Consider the following 14,422-nt stretch of genomic DNA (forward strand, 5'->3'; position numbering starts at 1 on the left):
GTTATTAAAAATTGGCAATAACGCAGCGGATTACAAACCGTAACTCCAGGGGGAACAAACTGCATCACTACCATTCCTAACTGCTTTATGCCTGCCTCCCAGGCATTTCATTGCTTATTTAGGCAACTGGCGACCACGCTATATGTCGATACGCAACCCGATCCGCACCGTCCTGCCTGGGGCAGGCATCCAACTACGCGCGAGCGGGTCCACATAATAGCGATCCGTCAGGTTCATCGCGGAAAACTCGACCAAGGTATTTTTGGTGATCTGATAATTCGCATAGGCGTCTACCACCGTAGTGGATGCCCAGTTCACCGGCATTCCGACCAGGTTGCTGGTCAATCTGGTGTATTGGGTTTCCCGGTCATAAGTTGTGAAATAAGTCACCCGGGTACCGAATTCCAGCCTGTTGTCAAACAAACGGCTGCCCAATATCAGATTGAGGGAGTGTTCAGGTTGCTTGGTATTAAGCAAAATACCGTGCGGAAAACCATAATTAACACATTCAGAAATCTCTCCTGGGTAGCTTGAATATTGGATGGCTTCGGTCTTGTCGCAGACCTCATTCTTGAGATTCTTGATGGCGCTGAAGTCGGCAAAGAAACGGCCATTGTCGAAACGGCTCTGGAATTCCACCCCCTTTATTTTTTGCTGGTCCAGATTGGCTGAAATAAACCTGCCGCCTGCTACCACCGTGTCGATTACATTCTTTGTGTTCTGGTCAAAATAAGCGATCTTGGCATCCGCTACCGTACCTTGCTTAAAGAAACGGCTGAAATCATGGCTCAGGCCGACCTCGATGTTGCGCGACTTTTCAGGCTGCAAAGGGTCGAAACCCAAATAATCTCGGTTATATAACACCGCAATATAACCACCCTGCGTACCCTCGGCGAGTGAAGGCATGCGGATATCCTGGGCATAACGGAAATACAGGCGCGAATGTAATCCTTTAAAAGTCACGCCAAAAGATGGCACCCAGTCTGTCTCCTTGACCTTACCGTTTGGAGCTGCACGATGCGCATCGCTCAACTGCAGGTAGGCCGAATTAAGTACCGACATACTCGATAAATCCAGATCGGCGACAGTAACCACCCCTGCGCCATAAGTAGCATCTAGTTTGCTCTGCAGATCACTCAGGCCATTTCCCGTCAGCTTGCCATCGCTATCCACTTGTACATAAGTTGCTACCGAGAAGGTATCCATCCGATAGACTTTATTCAAATAGTTATCTAGCTCAGCGGCCGTGGTATAAGCTGAGTATGAGAGATAATTGTAATTACTTCTTAAAACATTCCTTAACCGTGTTTGACTTTCGGCTTTTACAGTCACCATAAAAGGTATAGCCGCAAGCGGATTTTCACGACGCTCCGCTTCGCCAGGGTTATTTTTTAGATACTCAAGGTACCCTTTATCTTTCATGGAAAAAGCCCGGCGCTTGGAGCCTGCATCCAGTTCCAGCCAGCTCAGCGGCTGCCAATTGAAATTGAAGTAAATGTCGTTTTCGTGCCGCTGGCCTCCGCGCACATTGCCTGCCCACCTGGCATTCACGTCCAGGGTTTCATACTGGTAGTTGCCGCCTACCAGCAGGCTCAAGGTGTCATGCAACTGGAATTTATTGCTGATGGAAAATCCGGTGCGGTCGTTCTGTACGTCCAACCGGTTAGATTGCGCACTGATATATTCGCTGTCAGGCACGATCTCCACCAATCCGTTCAATACGCCGCGCCCGGAAAAATCGTCAGAATTGGTCTCTGTCTTCCAGAGCTTGGCCTGCAAATCGACAAAGCGGTTATCTTCCGGCTTCCAGGCATAATCTAGGTTGTAGGCTTTCTGTTTCGACTCGCCTTCCGGCCATTGAAACACTTGCCCGCTTGCCAGCTGCGCCTCGGTCACGTTGCGGATGGCAGTTGGAGAAATAGCGCCGGTATGCATTTCCGTCGTGCGCACGCCAAAGCCGAGCAACATGTCGTCCGTAATGTTCCATTCCCCTTTTGCTAGGAACGATTCGGCCTCGCTACTGGTATTGGTGACCTCCTTGCCGGCTTTGTAGAACTCGGCAATAGAAGCCGTGGTAGTGTATTGCTGAGGCAGGCTATTGCTGTACATGCCGGCATTCTGGTATTTCTCGGCGCCATGCCTGCCGGCGAAGTAATTGCCGCGCTTGCGGTAGCTGTAGGCTGCCAGGAAGTTGAAATCCTCGTTCTGCCACGCAACGGCCGCCATTGCCGAACCGGACTTGGAGTTGAACAATGTAGGGTTGTCGCGAGGCGTCATATTGGTTGGATAGCGGTTGCTAAACTCCTGCATCAACTGCGTTGCCTCGGCACCATTGTTGACGTGATATACCTGTCCTTCCGGCATCGTATCGGGGAAGCGAGGGCTGGTGGTGTTGGTCTCGCCGTCTATCCTGAGCCGCACGCCGAAGCGCTGGCCCGGCTTGAGGATGTCCTGTGCACCGATGGTACGTAACGCAATGCCGCCGCCGCTGGCGGTTTGCACGTTGCGGTCGATCGCCGCGCCCTTGACCACGGTGCCGCCCGCGATCAGGTTGGGGTCTATGTAGTTGGCATTGTTCGCCCCGACATAAAAACCCTTGCTCTTGGTGATGGACTGCTCGGTGCCGTCTATGGTCAAGGGGATGCGGCCCTGGCCCTGTATGCCGCGAATGTTGGGGTCGAGCACGTCGCCGTTGCGCGCGTCGCCGCTGTAGACGCCCACTTGCCCGCGGAAGATGTCGGCGACGTTGCTGCCCTTGAACTTGGTGAAGTTGGTATCATCCATATAGATGGTGGACACGGATTGCCGGTAGACGGCGCGTTTTTGCTCTTCGTCTGGCCGCAGCGCCTTGACCTCGACCTCTTCCAACATCACGCCTGCAGACGTTTTTGCAGTAGCCGCTTGGTTAGGCACCGTGGGGGACAGCTTGTACAGGGTGTATCCGTCCTCCCCTCTGGGCATCAGCCCCAGGCCGCTGTTTTGGAGTATTTGCTCCAGGCCTGCGCGCGGCGAATAGCTGCCTTGTAGGCCCGCGCTTTGCTTGTCCGCGACCAATGCGGGATCGAACGACAACGCGATCTTGTTGGTGACGGTATAGGAGGTCAGGACGTCGTGCAGCGATCCTGCCGGGATACTGTATTGCCTGACTTCCCCTGCCAAATCGGCCGCCATGGCCGGATGCGCCGCGGTCATGGCTGCCACCATCCCGGCCAGCACGCCAGCCACGGCGCCCTGAATCAACTGATGCCGCATTGCCTGCAGCGGCTTGTCATCGCCTTGGTTGGACGATTTCCCCATTTCAATTTCCTTGCTTCCTGTTGAGTTATAAAAATTTTGCTTACTTCAATAAGACGAACCGGAAACAAAAAAGGATCACAATGAGAATCATTAATGCCTGAAATGCTGAATCAGTGTGGCTAGCGAAGCCGATTGGAGCGATATTTTGCCTACTTACCGGAATGGCGGAGGATAAGGAAAAGCTGGATCACAACCTGGGTCTTGATCAGTTGGCCCTCAAGCCAAAGGAACCAGGCTGACCCAGTAAGGCGAAACCCTGGTCACGCTTACAGGCAGGGTGCTTTGCAGGAGGTTGAGGCTGCGGCCGACCTCCATGAGCGGAAAGGTACCTGAGACACGCAGATCGGCAATGTCGGGATGGCAGCGCAGTACGCCCACATGATAGCGCCGTAGCTCGTCAACCACGGCGGCAAGCGGCTGGTCGCGCACGACCAGCATGCCTTGCGTCCACGCCTCCTGGGCATGGGCGACGGGCCTGGCGTTCTGCATCGCCATCTCGCCGAATTCCGTTTGCTGGCCTGCCTGGATGATGGCCTTGCGGTCCGGCCTGGATCTGGGGGTGACTTCGACCGCGCTTTCAAATACGGCAAGATGGCTGCCATGTTCCAGTTGCCGGATGCTGAATCGGGTGCCCAGCGCACGCGCCACGCCATCCCTGGTCTGCACCCTGAATGGGCGGTCCATGCCGCTTGAGTCGGCAGCGGTGGTGATATGCAGCTCGCCTTGCTTCAGCCATACAAGCCGTTGATGCCGGTCATAGATGACGTCTACGCTGGTTGCCGTGTTGAGGAGGAGCGCCGTGCCGTCAGCAAGCGTGACATGCCGCTGCCTGCCGGTGGCCGCATGATAATCGCTGGTGTATTCAAGCCAGGGCTGCGCCTTCCATGCCTGCCAGGCTGCCGGACTGAGCGCCAGCAATACGGCGAGTTTCTTGATTGCGCGGCGGCGGGCAGGGGAAACCGGGCGCTGCAACGCGGTCTTTCCCAGTTCCGGCGGCAGGGTATGGACGATGCCGATGAATTGCTGCGCCCGCTGCCACGCCACTTCATGCTGCTCGCTTTGTGCGCGCCACCGCGCTATCTCGGCATTGTTGACCGCTGCGGTTTCCCCGGAATGCATTTGCACCAGCCAATCCGCAGCTTGCTCCAGGATGGTCGGATCGATATCGACAGGTTTCATGGCGGCTGGCCTCCTATAGCGGCTCTACCTGCATGCAGGCGATGAACGCCTTGTGCATGTGGCGCTTGATGGTGGGCACCGAACAATTCATCCGTTCGGCAATCGCGGCATAGGTCATTCCGTCCAGCTGGGAAAGCAGGAACACCTGCCTGGTGGCGGGCGGCAGGGATTGCAGCACTCTGTCCACCTGCTCCAGCGCCTTGAGCACCAGCAGGGACTGCTCGGGCGAAGGCGCTTCCTGCTCGGGAAGCAGAGAGATGGCCGCCAGATAGGCCTGCTCCAGCTCCTTGCGCCGCCAGTGATCGATGACCAGATTCCTGGCAATGGAAGAAAGATAGGCCCGAGGCTGTCCGAGATTGGCGATATTGGGCCGCGCCGCCATCACGCGGATAAAGGTGTCCTGCACCAGATCCGCCGCCTGCTCGCTGCAGCCCAGTTTCCCGCGCAGCCAATTATGCAGCCAGCCACGGTAATGGCTATATAGCTGCTCCACATGACAGATTGTCATTTCAGTTATGCACTCATTCTTGGATATGAATATGAACTGTCAGCATGGAGTGACAATTCGCCGCGATTATCGCAAATAAGAACTATTAACATCATGATAAACTACGGTCAATCTCCCATGCAATCACTTTTACTCAGGAGCATGCCATGTCATTGCCCGGCATTACTGCCATTTCCTCCCTGTCGGAGCTCAGGGCTATTTACGATGAGCCAGCCAAAGCCATCCGCGACAAGGCATTGCCCGGTCTGGACGAACATAGTCGCAGGTTTATCGGGCTATCGCCTTTTTTCTGCATCAGCTCGCATGGGCAGGAGGGCCTGGGCGACCTTTCGCCGCGCGGCGGGGAACCGGGGTTCGTCCATGTGCTGGATGACCGGCACATTGCCTTTCCAGACCGGCCGGGCAACAACCGGCTGGATACGCTGACCAACATCCTTGTTTCGCCTGGGGTGGGCATGCTGTTCTTCCTGCCGGGCATTCATGAAATGCTGCGCATCAACGGCGTGGCGTCCATTACCCTGGATGAGAACCTCATGCAGCGCTTCGTGCACCAAAGCAAGCCGCCGCGTGCCGTGATCATGGTGGAGGTGAAGGAGGTGTATATGCATTGCTCCAAGGCGTTGCGGCGCTCGGAACTGTGGAATACGGACAAGCAGATCAGCCGGAAGGAGTTTCCCACCCTGGGGCAGATGCCAAGGATCAGTACAAGCTATTTGTCCCGGCCAAGCTGATCGACCTGGCGCTGGACCATGATGCGAAGAAGAATTTGTACTAGGGGCGGCTAATAACGTCCTTTTGACATCCTGCCTTGCCGTATCAATCGCACTGCCTGCGGCAGAATGCCTAACCAGGGTTTAGTACTCAGTGCCGCCATCAAACCCCGTCATTGCCATTTTCGCCAAAATATCCGTCAAAAGTTCCGCCATACTGATTAAATTAATTTTCAAGTTATTGTTTTTCAATATATAATTTTTAAATCATTTAAATAAACTTTCGCCAATATGAGCTCAATCATCCGCGCCCCTGCAGCTTCTGGGATTGAACAATTCGAACCACTGTTTCCTTCACAAGCGAAACTTGAACCGCTGCTGTCATTAGCACATCAACTGCAAACCGCTTGCTGGAAGCTCGGCGGCAACGCCATGCCCGGCCTGCATACCAGCCTAACGCCATTGCTGCGCGCAATGAACTCCTATTACACCAACAAGATCGAGGGCCAGCAAACACTACCTGCGGATATCGAGGATGCCTTGCATTCGCGATTTTCTTCGAACCCGGACAAAGCCAGGCGGCAACGCCTGGCGCTCGCCCATCTCGACACGGAGCAATGGGCAGAAAATACATATGCCGCCGCTGACTGGAGAAATACTTTCGCGCCCGATGTGATTTGCAGCCTGCACCGTCACCTGTATGAAGGATTGCCAATAGAGGACAGGGTCACCGATAGCGGGGAGCCAGTCAATGAAGGCATGCTGCGCGATCATACAGTAAAGGTGGGCATGCATATGGCAACCACAGTTGAATCGCTCCCCCTTTTTCTTCAGCGCTGGCAGGCAGCCTACAGCAAACTGCCTGACGGCGAGCATGCGCTCATAGGGTTGGCCTGCGCACATCACCGGCTAGCCTGGATACATCCTTTCCGGGATGGCAATGGCCGCGTCACCAGGCTGCATTCACATCTTGCCCTGCACAACATGGGCCTGACCAATGGGCTATGGTCCCCGATGCGGGGGCTCGCACGACGCCATGAGGAATATTACGCCCGCCTCGTCGATGCCGATGAACCACGGCAAGGTGATTACGATGGGCGTGGGGCACTGTCTGAACAGGGTCTGGTCCGCTTTGCCGAATTCTTTCTGCAGATTTGTCTGGACCAGGCACAGTTTATGGGGCGCATGCTCAACCTAGCCGAATTCAGGGAGCGTTTGGATGCGCTATTGTCGTTCGAAGGCGCGAAATCCGGAACAGGCTTGCGCAAAGAAACCCTGATCCCCTTACACTATATTGCGATCAATGGTCCCATGGAGCGCGGTCAGTTCAAGCCCATGACCGGCATGTCGGACCGAACGGCCGAACGCGCTCTCAAATCGTTGCTGGACTATGGGCTGCTACGTTCTGATACCCCAAAAGGCAAAATCTATTTTGGCATTCCTCTGCGTAGCCTGCGTTTTCTATTCCCCAACCTCTGGCCCGAGGCCGAAGCTCAAATATATCGTCCGGCAAACTCACGATGACATCATCTGCCAGTCAGCTCGGACGCAATGCGATATTGAGCTGGTCGATCACTTCGGCCCAGTCGGCATCCTGTAGCCAGCCTTCGCGCAGGAAGGCTGCCTGTGCGGGCGTCCAGAAAGGGGCGTCAGGCAATAGAACGTCATGAGGCAGGGGAGAGTGTTCGGCGAGAAACCGGCGGATGCCCAATTCATCGGTGGGAAGGCCAAGCTGGGCAAACAGTTCGGAAAAAGGGTGGAAGGTCTGGCTCATGGGTGGCACCTCGTCTCAAATCGTTGGTGAACATTGCACAGGTCAATCACCCGTCGATTTAAGCATAGGCGGTGATGCCGTTCAATCAGCGCTACGCCTACATCGGAAGCAAGAGCGGCCTGCAAGCGTGCGGGACACCAGGAGCATTGTGCCAGCCGCGCTAAACGCCCTTGATGTCCTTCCAGTCGATTTCGATCACTTGTCCCGGCCCCGCATCAATCAGGATGTAGAACTCGCCTTGGGGGCGCTTGAAACGGATGCGGGAATGGTCGTCCAGCTTGCCGGAAAACTGCATGTTTTCGTTGTAGTCGATCACTTCCACCAGCGCGTTGAGCAGCGGATGGCCGTCGGATTCGCCGCCCTCGCAGACGATTTCCTTGGCTTCCGCCCAGCATTTGCCTATCGGGATATGCACGCCGTGCGCCCATGCCGGCGAGCTGCCCAGCAAAGCCAGCAGGACGAGGATACGGGAAATGAAGGTTTTGCCAACTTGCATGCTATCGCTTCTCCTTGATGAACTTGGCGGTGGCGGGAGATAGCCGCTCGATATCGAAGGCCTGGTGATACACCTCGCCGCGCTTGCTTTCCACCGTCAGCCAGATCTGGTCTTCCAGCGTGGCAGCGGGAGGAATGTAAATGGCCACTTCCCTCGTCCACCTTGCACCCTGGAACGCCAGGCCTGCAGCACGCAGGGAGCGCGGCTTGCGTATCTTCAGGTAGGCTGCGCGAATTTCGCCATCGCAGGCTTCGCAGAAGCGCAGATGGAATTCCTTGACCGGCGTCTTGCCGGCAAAGAATTCCGGGCCGTCCTGGCTTTCTTCGGCGATCACGAACGTCCAGGGACCGATCTTGCCGTGAATGGCGTCCTCGCGCAGCACAGCCTGCTCCGACATTTTCCAGGCATTGAACACCACCCATGCCGGTACGGCAAGCAACGCCAGGACCAGCAAGGCCCGCAACGGCAAGGACAGGACTGTATCCTGCAGTTGCGGCAGCGGCTTTTCCTTGCGCGGCGCATGCTTCGGCTGCAGAGGCCACCAGGGCAGCATGAACGCGATCAGCACGCCCACCACGCTCAGCCAGCCAAGCAGCACCACCGGGCCGATATTCCAGCGCCATCCCGCCACGCCGCATGCCAATGCGATTGCCAGCAGGCTCCAGCCCAGCCAGTAGACCCACTTGCGCTGGCCAGCGCTCAATTCTCTTCCGGTCAGCTCCCTGCCGTGCTTCTCCATGCTGGCGGCCAGCGCGGCAAAGCCTGCCAGGGCGAACAGCAACACGGCGACATGGTATGCGGTCATGCGGCGCCTCCCGGCATCAATAGCCAGCAAGCCAGCGAAATCACGGCCAGGGGAACCAGCAGGCCGATCCAGGCCCGCGTCGCGCTGCGCGCATGAAACACCCAGATGACGATGCCCGCATAGACGGCAAAGCTCAACATGGTGGAAGCCAGCACGGCCTCGGCCTTGGAGACCGGCAGCAACAGCGCGAACAATATGGATACCGCGGAAGCCAGGGCGTAGCCGGCGACGACCGCGGCCACTATGCGCGAGGCGACCGCCAGGCGGTAACGTGCCGTTTCGCTCATGCCTTGCCCTCCTGCTTGAGCCACCTCTTCTTAAGCTTATGGGCGATATAGGCGAAGGCGGCGGCAAACGCCAGCATGGTCAGGTCGAAGCCCGCCAGCACCCAGTCGCCATGCAGCAGCGTGACGCCCAGGTGCTTGTCGGTGGTGAGGAAATTCAGCACCGGGATCAGGCCGAACACCGCCACGGCGATATACAGGCTTTCCAGCCAGGAGCGCTTGAGAGGGCGCAGGCCGGCATAGATGAACATCCAGCCCCAGGCGGCAAACAGGCAATGCATTTCCCATTCGCCGCGATCCGCCATTTCTATCGGCAACAGGCGGTTGGCCCAGAAATACGCGGCCACGGCCACGGGCAGGCCGACGATGGTGCCGACGTTGAGCACTTCCACCAGGCGGTGGCCGAAGCCCGGCGTGCCGCCGTGTTTGCCTAGGTAGTTGTTGCGACGCTTCACCGTCCACAATACGAGGCCGGTGCCTATCATCGCGCAGCCGAGCACGCCGGAGAGGAAATACAGCCAGCGCAGCCACCAGCCGGCAAAATGCCCTTCGTGCAAGGCCAACATCACGTTGCGCGTCAGCATGGAGGCATTGGTCTCATTGTCGAATTCCACCGGCTCGCCCGTCACCGCATCGAAACGCAATTTGGGCGGAAAGCCGCGGTTGAGCGTGGTGGAGTAATCGCCGATGATCTCCACGTACGGCCCTTCGGCGGCAGGGTGGCGCAACATCACTGTGGCGACCGGCACCTTGCCCCAGGCCGCCTGGGCCGTCGCGATCATATTCTCCACGGAAGCGGCAGGGCGCTTCACCGGTTCGAAGACCTTATCCACCGGGTCGCGCTTGAACAGTTCGTCGTACAGCTGGCGCAATTGCTTTTCCGAGGAGCCGTACAAGGTGTCCTTCACGGTCGGCATGTACTGGAATGCGAAGAACACCAGCCCGCTGTAGGTGATCATGAGGAAGAACGGCAATGCCATGACGCTCACCAGGTTGTGCGCATCCAGCCAACTGCGCTGGCCCTTGCCGGGGCGGAAGGTGAAAAAGTCCTTGAAAATCTTCTTGTGCGTAATCACGCCGCTGACGATCGCCAGCAGCATGAACATGGTGCATACGCCGACGATGCGGAACGCGACATCGTAATCAATGTAATGCAACGCGTAGTGCATTTCATACAGCTCCCAGCCGCCGCCGGTCTCCCGGCCTTCCACAGGCTGGTCCGGAACGCCGGTCACCGGGTCGAAATTCTCGTTGCCGCGTCGCCCGCGCTCCAGCCCTGGACGGGGCATGTCTTCCCAGGCGATGCCGGCTTCACGGTCCGTGCGCTCGGCCAGCCCGCGATGCGGCAAGGTGATGCTCCACATCTTGGCGTCGGGCGCCACCTGCTCGAGCCGGTCCAGGCCTAGCTTCAGCACCTGGGCGGACGGTACCTCGACCACTTTCTTGGGCAGAGGCAGCTCCGGCTGCATCCAACGCGTAATTTCGGCGTTCACATAGCCCGTCGTCCCGGTGACGAATACGAAAAACAACACCCAGCCGACCAGCAGGCCCACCCAGGTGTGCAGCCAGGCCATGCTCTGGCGAAAACCTTCTTTCACGACAAATCCTTGCTCGGTTCAATCAAAAGGCGGATAGGGCCGCTATCCGCCTTGCATATTCATTGAGGCAGCCCATCATGCGGATGGGCCAATATTTCGAAATATTACCCTCTTATTAGTAATGACACTTGAGAATGCAAAAAGGACACCCCAAACCCAAAATTTTTTTGCCTAGCCATCAATAAAAACGAACAGGCCGCACAGAGGCGGCCTGCATGATGGGGATATCAATCCCAAGTATGCATCATAGTAACAGCTTAGAACCGGTAGCGTGCCGTCAGCAACACGCTTCGGGGAGTGCCGAATACATTGCCCCCGGTGTCCCAGCCTATGGTCTGGTAATAATACTTGTCGAACAAGTTATTAATATTCAGGCGGAATTCCGTTCTTTCGTTCAAGGTGTAGCTGCCATTCAACCCCACAATCGCGTAGGCAGATTGCTGGATACGCGGGTCGTCGTTCGCCTTGATGCTGTTCTGCGCATACACACTGCCGCCGACGCGCCAGCGTGAAAGTTCGCCCGGCAGACGGTAATTCGTCATCAGCTTGAACTGGTGGCGCGGCAAATTGCTGTTATACAGCCTGCCGATATTGTCAGGGTCGTCATCCTTGGTATATTTGGCCGCCACATAGGTATAGCCGGTCATGACCTGCAAGTTTGGCGTCAACGCACCGCTGACTTCCAGCTCCACGCCTTTGCTTTCCACCTCGCCGGAGGCGCGCTGGCAATATCCCCCGGTGGTGCCTGGGCAAGGATTGGGGCCGTTCAAGTCGTTGACAGCGCGGTTCTGCTGTCTGACGATAAAGGTAGCCAGGTTGGCATGCAGCCTGCCGCCAAAATACTCCCCTTTCACCCCCACTTCATAATTGGTGCCCGTGATCGGATCAAGCAGGTTGCCGCTCTTATCCACGCTGCTTTGCGGCTCGAAAATCTCGGTCCAGCTGGCATAGACCGAGTGTGCTTCATTCACATCGTAAATAATGCCGGCATAAGGCGTAATCTCTCGCGTCACCTTATATTCGGAGTGTTTCAGGTGATTCTGGTTTTCATACCAATTGGAACGCGCACCCAGGACAACCTTGAGAGAGTCGGCAATATTCAAGCGTGTCGCGGCATAAGCGCCTTTCTGCCGGGTCGTGGTATCGATCTCCCACAACGACATATTAATGCCCGGCTCAACAACGCTGGATGAACTCCAGTTGTAGGGGTCGACCACCGGGCCGGAGGTCGACCAGCTATAAGATGCCCAGCCGCCCCAGTTCTTGTTGTCATACTGGCGGTAATTGGCGCCCAACATCAATTCATGGCTGCGCCCGAACAAGGTAAATGGGCCATTGAGCGAGGCATCGTAGCTATCCTGCTTGTTATCTAGCCGGTAGCTTTGGCTGTTCTGGTAGAGCACGCCGCCGTTGCGGCTCAGCCCTGAAAACATCATGTCCTGCTCCGGGCGCTTCCAGACGGCAGCCGCCTTGAGTTGCCAGTCATTGGCAAACTTGTGGGTCAAGTCAGCGAATAACGTGACGTCCGTTTGTTTCCAATAGTCGAAATCGTTGGCAAGGTTGGTGGAGCGCTTGAGCCCGGAGAGAAAACTGCCGTCCGCATTGGTAGGCTGGCCGGGAATCAGGCCGTCGTTATCTACCCTGCGATAATGTATGCCCAGCGCAGCGACCGTGGCATCGCCCAGGTCTGCTTCCAAAATGCCATAAAACTGCTGGTTGCGCCCATGCGCAGCATCGTAGAAGTAATCGTTATCCTGTGCCGTGACCACGGTACGTCCACGCAGGGTGCCTGCGGCATTCAGCGGGCCGCTCGCATCCAGCACCGCACGGAAATTGTTCCAGCTCCCCGCACTCAAGGTCACGCTGGATTGCGCTTCCGCCGTCGGCCGCTTGCGCACGAGATTCAGCGCTGCCGATGGCGTGCCGGCACCGGTGGTCAGGCCTGTAGCCCCGCGCACGACCTCCACACGGTCGTAGATATCCAGGGCGTCGTTATCGGCATTGAACGTACCGTTCGCCCCCGTGCTGGTTGGCAAGCCATCCAGCAACAAGTTGGAAATCTGGAAACCCCGCGAGAAGAAGCCGCCTGAATCCCCTGTGTAATAGCCTTTCTGCACGATCAAGCCGGTGATGTTCTGTACGGCGTCGTCCAAGGTGATCAGGCCTTGGTCCTCGATCTGCTGGCGCGTCAGCACGCTCACAGATTGCGGCGTTTCTCTGGAGGATAGGTTCATCTTGGTCGCAGTGCTCATGCTTTTTGTGGTGTACGAACCTGTGCCTTCCGTCACAGTCGTGGTTTCCGCCACGGCCTTGACGGAGATTTCCGGCAATACATCAGGACTTGATGAAATACTGCCTAACGGCACTTTCTTCAATGTGTAGCCGCCATCCGCCGCCGGTGTCACCTGCAGCCCGGAATTCCGCAACACTAGGTCAAAGCCTTGCTTGATAGTGTAGCTGCCTTTAAGCCCGGAGCTGGTTTTCCCTGAAGTAAGGGTAGGATCAAACGACAAAATCACGCCCGCCGCTTGCGCGTAGCTATTGAGTACGCCGGTAAGGGAACCGGCGGCAATCTCATAGAACTTTACACTTTCAGCCTGCACAGCAGGTTCAGCCTGGCTGGATGATGCGTAAGCAAGCAAGGAAACGGATGAAAAAGCCAGCGCCACCCGCATGGCTGCGGACAACGGCTTTCTCCTAGAGTCAAAATGTTGCATTTAAGGTAGTGCTCCCTGTTGTATTGTCTTCATCAACGATGACGCATCAAAAGCAGGGAGGGACAGCGAATGCGAAATATTTTTATTTGATAGGCGTGATGACCGTCAGCCAGGGCGTGTATTGCGTCATGACGACGGGAGTCGTATCCGCAAGCATCTTAAGGGTGTGGGCTGTGTCGTCGAGCGCGAATACGCCAGACACATGGACGTTGCCAACCGCTTCGTCGTTGAAGTAGAGATGCCCGCGATGGTAGCGCTGCAATTCCTTCAGCAACAACGGCAGCGGCATGTCGTCCGCCACCAGCTTGAAGCGCGTCCAGGCGGTTTCGGCCTGGACGTCGGCCTGGGCCTTGGTGAGCGCCAGACCGCGCTGCAGGCGGGCCGACTCGCCAGGCTGCAGGGTCACACACTCGGACTGCAGGCCGCAGGCCTCGACGCTGGACTCGATCACCGTGACCTGCGTCGCTTTCTTCTGCCGCCTGACGGCATATTGCGTGCCCAGCGCCCTTGCCGTACCTTCGGCGGTTTCGACGATGAAAGGCCGCTGCTTGTCCTTGGCCACGTCCACGAAAACCTTGCCTTGCAACAGTTCTATCCGGCGTTGCCCGTGACTGAAATCCACGTTCACCGCGCTATGAGTATCCAGCGTGATCCGGCTGCTGTCCGCCAGCTGGATCACGCGTTGCTCGCCGATGCCGGTGTTGTAATCCGCCCGCATGACCCGGGCGGGCTGGGTCTGCGATGCCAATCCGGCCGCCACGGTAACCGCCAGCAGCGAAAGTATCCTGGTAGCCGTCTTCATGCGTTTGCCACGGCGCGGCTTGAGCACGGCATTCAATGCGGCCTTGCCCGGCGCATCCTGCGCCTCGTCGAAGCTGGACCATAGATTTTCCATGCGCGCATACGCCTCCGCATGTGTCGCATCCGCTTGGCGCCATTGCTCGAATTCCGCGCGCTCAGCCTCGGTGGCTTCGCCGGAATGCACCTGCGCATGCCACTTGGCGGCTTGCTCAATGATGCCGGGGGCAATGGGGGAAGCAGGGCTTCGCATGCG

Annotated in this window: 12 protein-coding genes; 2 read left to right on the forward strand and 10 right to left on the reverse strand. The window is 57.1% G+C overall.

What is annotated here, in order from left to right:
- Positions 1 to 138: 138 nt before the first annotated feature.
- The 3 genes from ACJSDX_RS03105 to ACJSDX_RS03115 all read right to left on the reverse strand — a co-directional run bounded on the left by ACJSDX_RS03105 (position 139) and on the right by ACJSDX_RS03115 (position 4,984).
- On the reverse strand, positions 139 to 3,297 hold the full coding sequence (locus ACJSDX_RS03105; protein WP_407993444.1) for a TonB-dependent receptor: 3,159 nt from the start codon (positions 3,295 to 3,297) through the stop codon (positions 139 to 141).
- 216 nt (positions 3,298 to 3,513) lie between these two features.
- On the reverse strand, positions 3,514 to 4,476 hold the full coding sequence (locus ACJSDX_RS03110; protein ID WP_407993445.1) for a FecR domain-containing protein: 963 nt from the start codon (positions 4,474 to 4,476) through the stop codon (positions 3,514 to 3,516).
- A 13-nt stretch (positions 4,477 to 4,489) separates the two neighbouring features.
- Positions 4,490 to 4,984, reverse strand: a complete 495-nt coding sequence (locus tag ACJSDX_RS03115; RefSeq protein WP_407993446.1) for a sigma-70 family RNA polymerase sigma factor — start codon at positions 4,982 to 4,984, stop codon at positions 4,490 to 4,492.
- 146 nt (positions 4,985 to 5,130) lie between these two features.
- Here ACJSDX_RS03115 and ACJSDX_RS03120 point away from each other — a divergent pair, with 146 nt between their 5' ends.
- Together ACJSDX_RS03120 and ACJSDX_RS03125 are read left to right on the forward strand one after the other, a co-directional pair.
- On the forward strand, positions 5,131 to 5,715 hold the full coding sequence (locus ACJSDX_RS03120) for an MSMEG_1061 family FMN-dependent PPOX-type flavoprotein (protein WP_407993447.1): 585 nt from the start codon (positions 5,131 to 5,133) through the stop codon (positions 5,713 to 5,715).
- Between the two features lie 270 nt (positions 5,716 to 5,985).
- Positions 5,986 to 7,218 carry a Fic family protein gene (locus tag ACJSDX_RS03125; protein WP_407993448.1) on the forward strand — a complete coding sequence of 411 codons (1,233 nt, stop codon included), beginning with the start codon at positions 5,986 to 5,988 and terminating at the stop codon, positions 7,216 to 7,218.
- Between the two features lie 13 nt (positions 7,219 to 7,231).
- Here ACJSDX_RS03125 and ACJSDX_RS03130 read toward each other — a convergent pair whose 3' ends face one another.
- The 7 genes from ACJSDX_RS03130 to ACJSDX_RS03160 all read right to left on the reverse strand — a co-directional run bounded on the left by ACJSDX_RS03130 (position 7,232) and on the right by ACJSDX_RS03160 (position 14,419).
- The gene (locus ACJSDX_RS03130; protein ID WP_309565934.1) at positions 7,232 to 7,468 is read right to left on the reverse strand and encodes a DUF2789 domain-containing protein; all 237 of its coding nucleotides are present in this window, start codon (positions 7,466 to 7,468) and stop codon (positions 7,232 to 7,234) included.
- 160 nt (positions 7,469 to 7,628) lie between these two features.
- Complete coding sequence (locus tag ACJSDX_RS03135) at positions 7,629 to 7,964, reverse strand: hypothetical protein (RefSeq protein ID WP_407993449.1); 336 nt, start codon at positions 7,962 to 7,964, stop codon at positions 7,629 to 7,631.
- A 1-nt stretch (position 7,965) separates the two neighbouring features.
- The gene (locus ACJSDX_RS03140) at positions 7,966 to 8,769 is read right to left on the reverse strand and encodes a DUF3325 domain-containing protein (RefSeq protein WP_407993450.1); all 804 of its coding nucleotides are present in this window, start codon (positions 8,767 to 8,769) and stop codon (positions 7,966 to 7,968) included.
- The gene (locus ACJSDX_RS03145) at positions 8,766 to 9,056 is read right to left on the reverse strand and encodes a DUF3649 domain-containing protein (RefSeq protein WP_309565937.1); all 291 of its coding nucleotides are present in this window, start codon (positions 9,054 to 9,056) and stop codon (positions 8,766 to 8,768) included. Before ACJSDX_RS03145 ends, ACJSDX_RS03140 begins: the two co-directional genes overlap by 4 nt.
- Entirely contained in the window at positions 9,053 to 10,651 is a 1,599-nt protein-coding gene (locus tag ACJSDX_RS03150) for a PepSY-associated TM helix domain-containing protein (RefSeq protein ID WP_407993451.1), read from the reverse strand. Before ACJSDX_RS03150 ends, ACJSDX_RS03145 begins: the two co-directional genes overlap by 4 nt.
- Before the next feature lie 257 nt (positions 10,652 to 10,908).
- Positions 10,909 to 13,368, reverse strand: coding sequence for a TonB-dependent siderophore receptor (locus tag ACJSDX_RS03155; protein WP_407993452.1), 2,460 nt, complete (start codon positions 13,366 to 13,368; stop codon positions 10,909 to 10,911).
- Positions 13,369 to 13,450: 82 nt separating this feature from the next.
- On the reverse strand, positions 13,451 to 14,419 hold the full coding sequence (locus ACJSDX_RS03160; RefSeq protein WP_407993453.1) for a FecR family protein: 969 nt from the start codon (positions 14,417 to 14,419) through the stop codon (positions 13,451 to 13,453).
- Positions 14,420 to 14,422 lie beyond the last annotated feature (3 nt).

It is taken from the genome of Methylobacillus draconifructus, from assembly GCF_045984355.1.
Lineage (GTDB): Bacteria > Pseudomonadota > Gammaproteobacteria > Burkholderiales > Methylophilaceae > Methylobacillus > Methylobacillus flagellatus_A.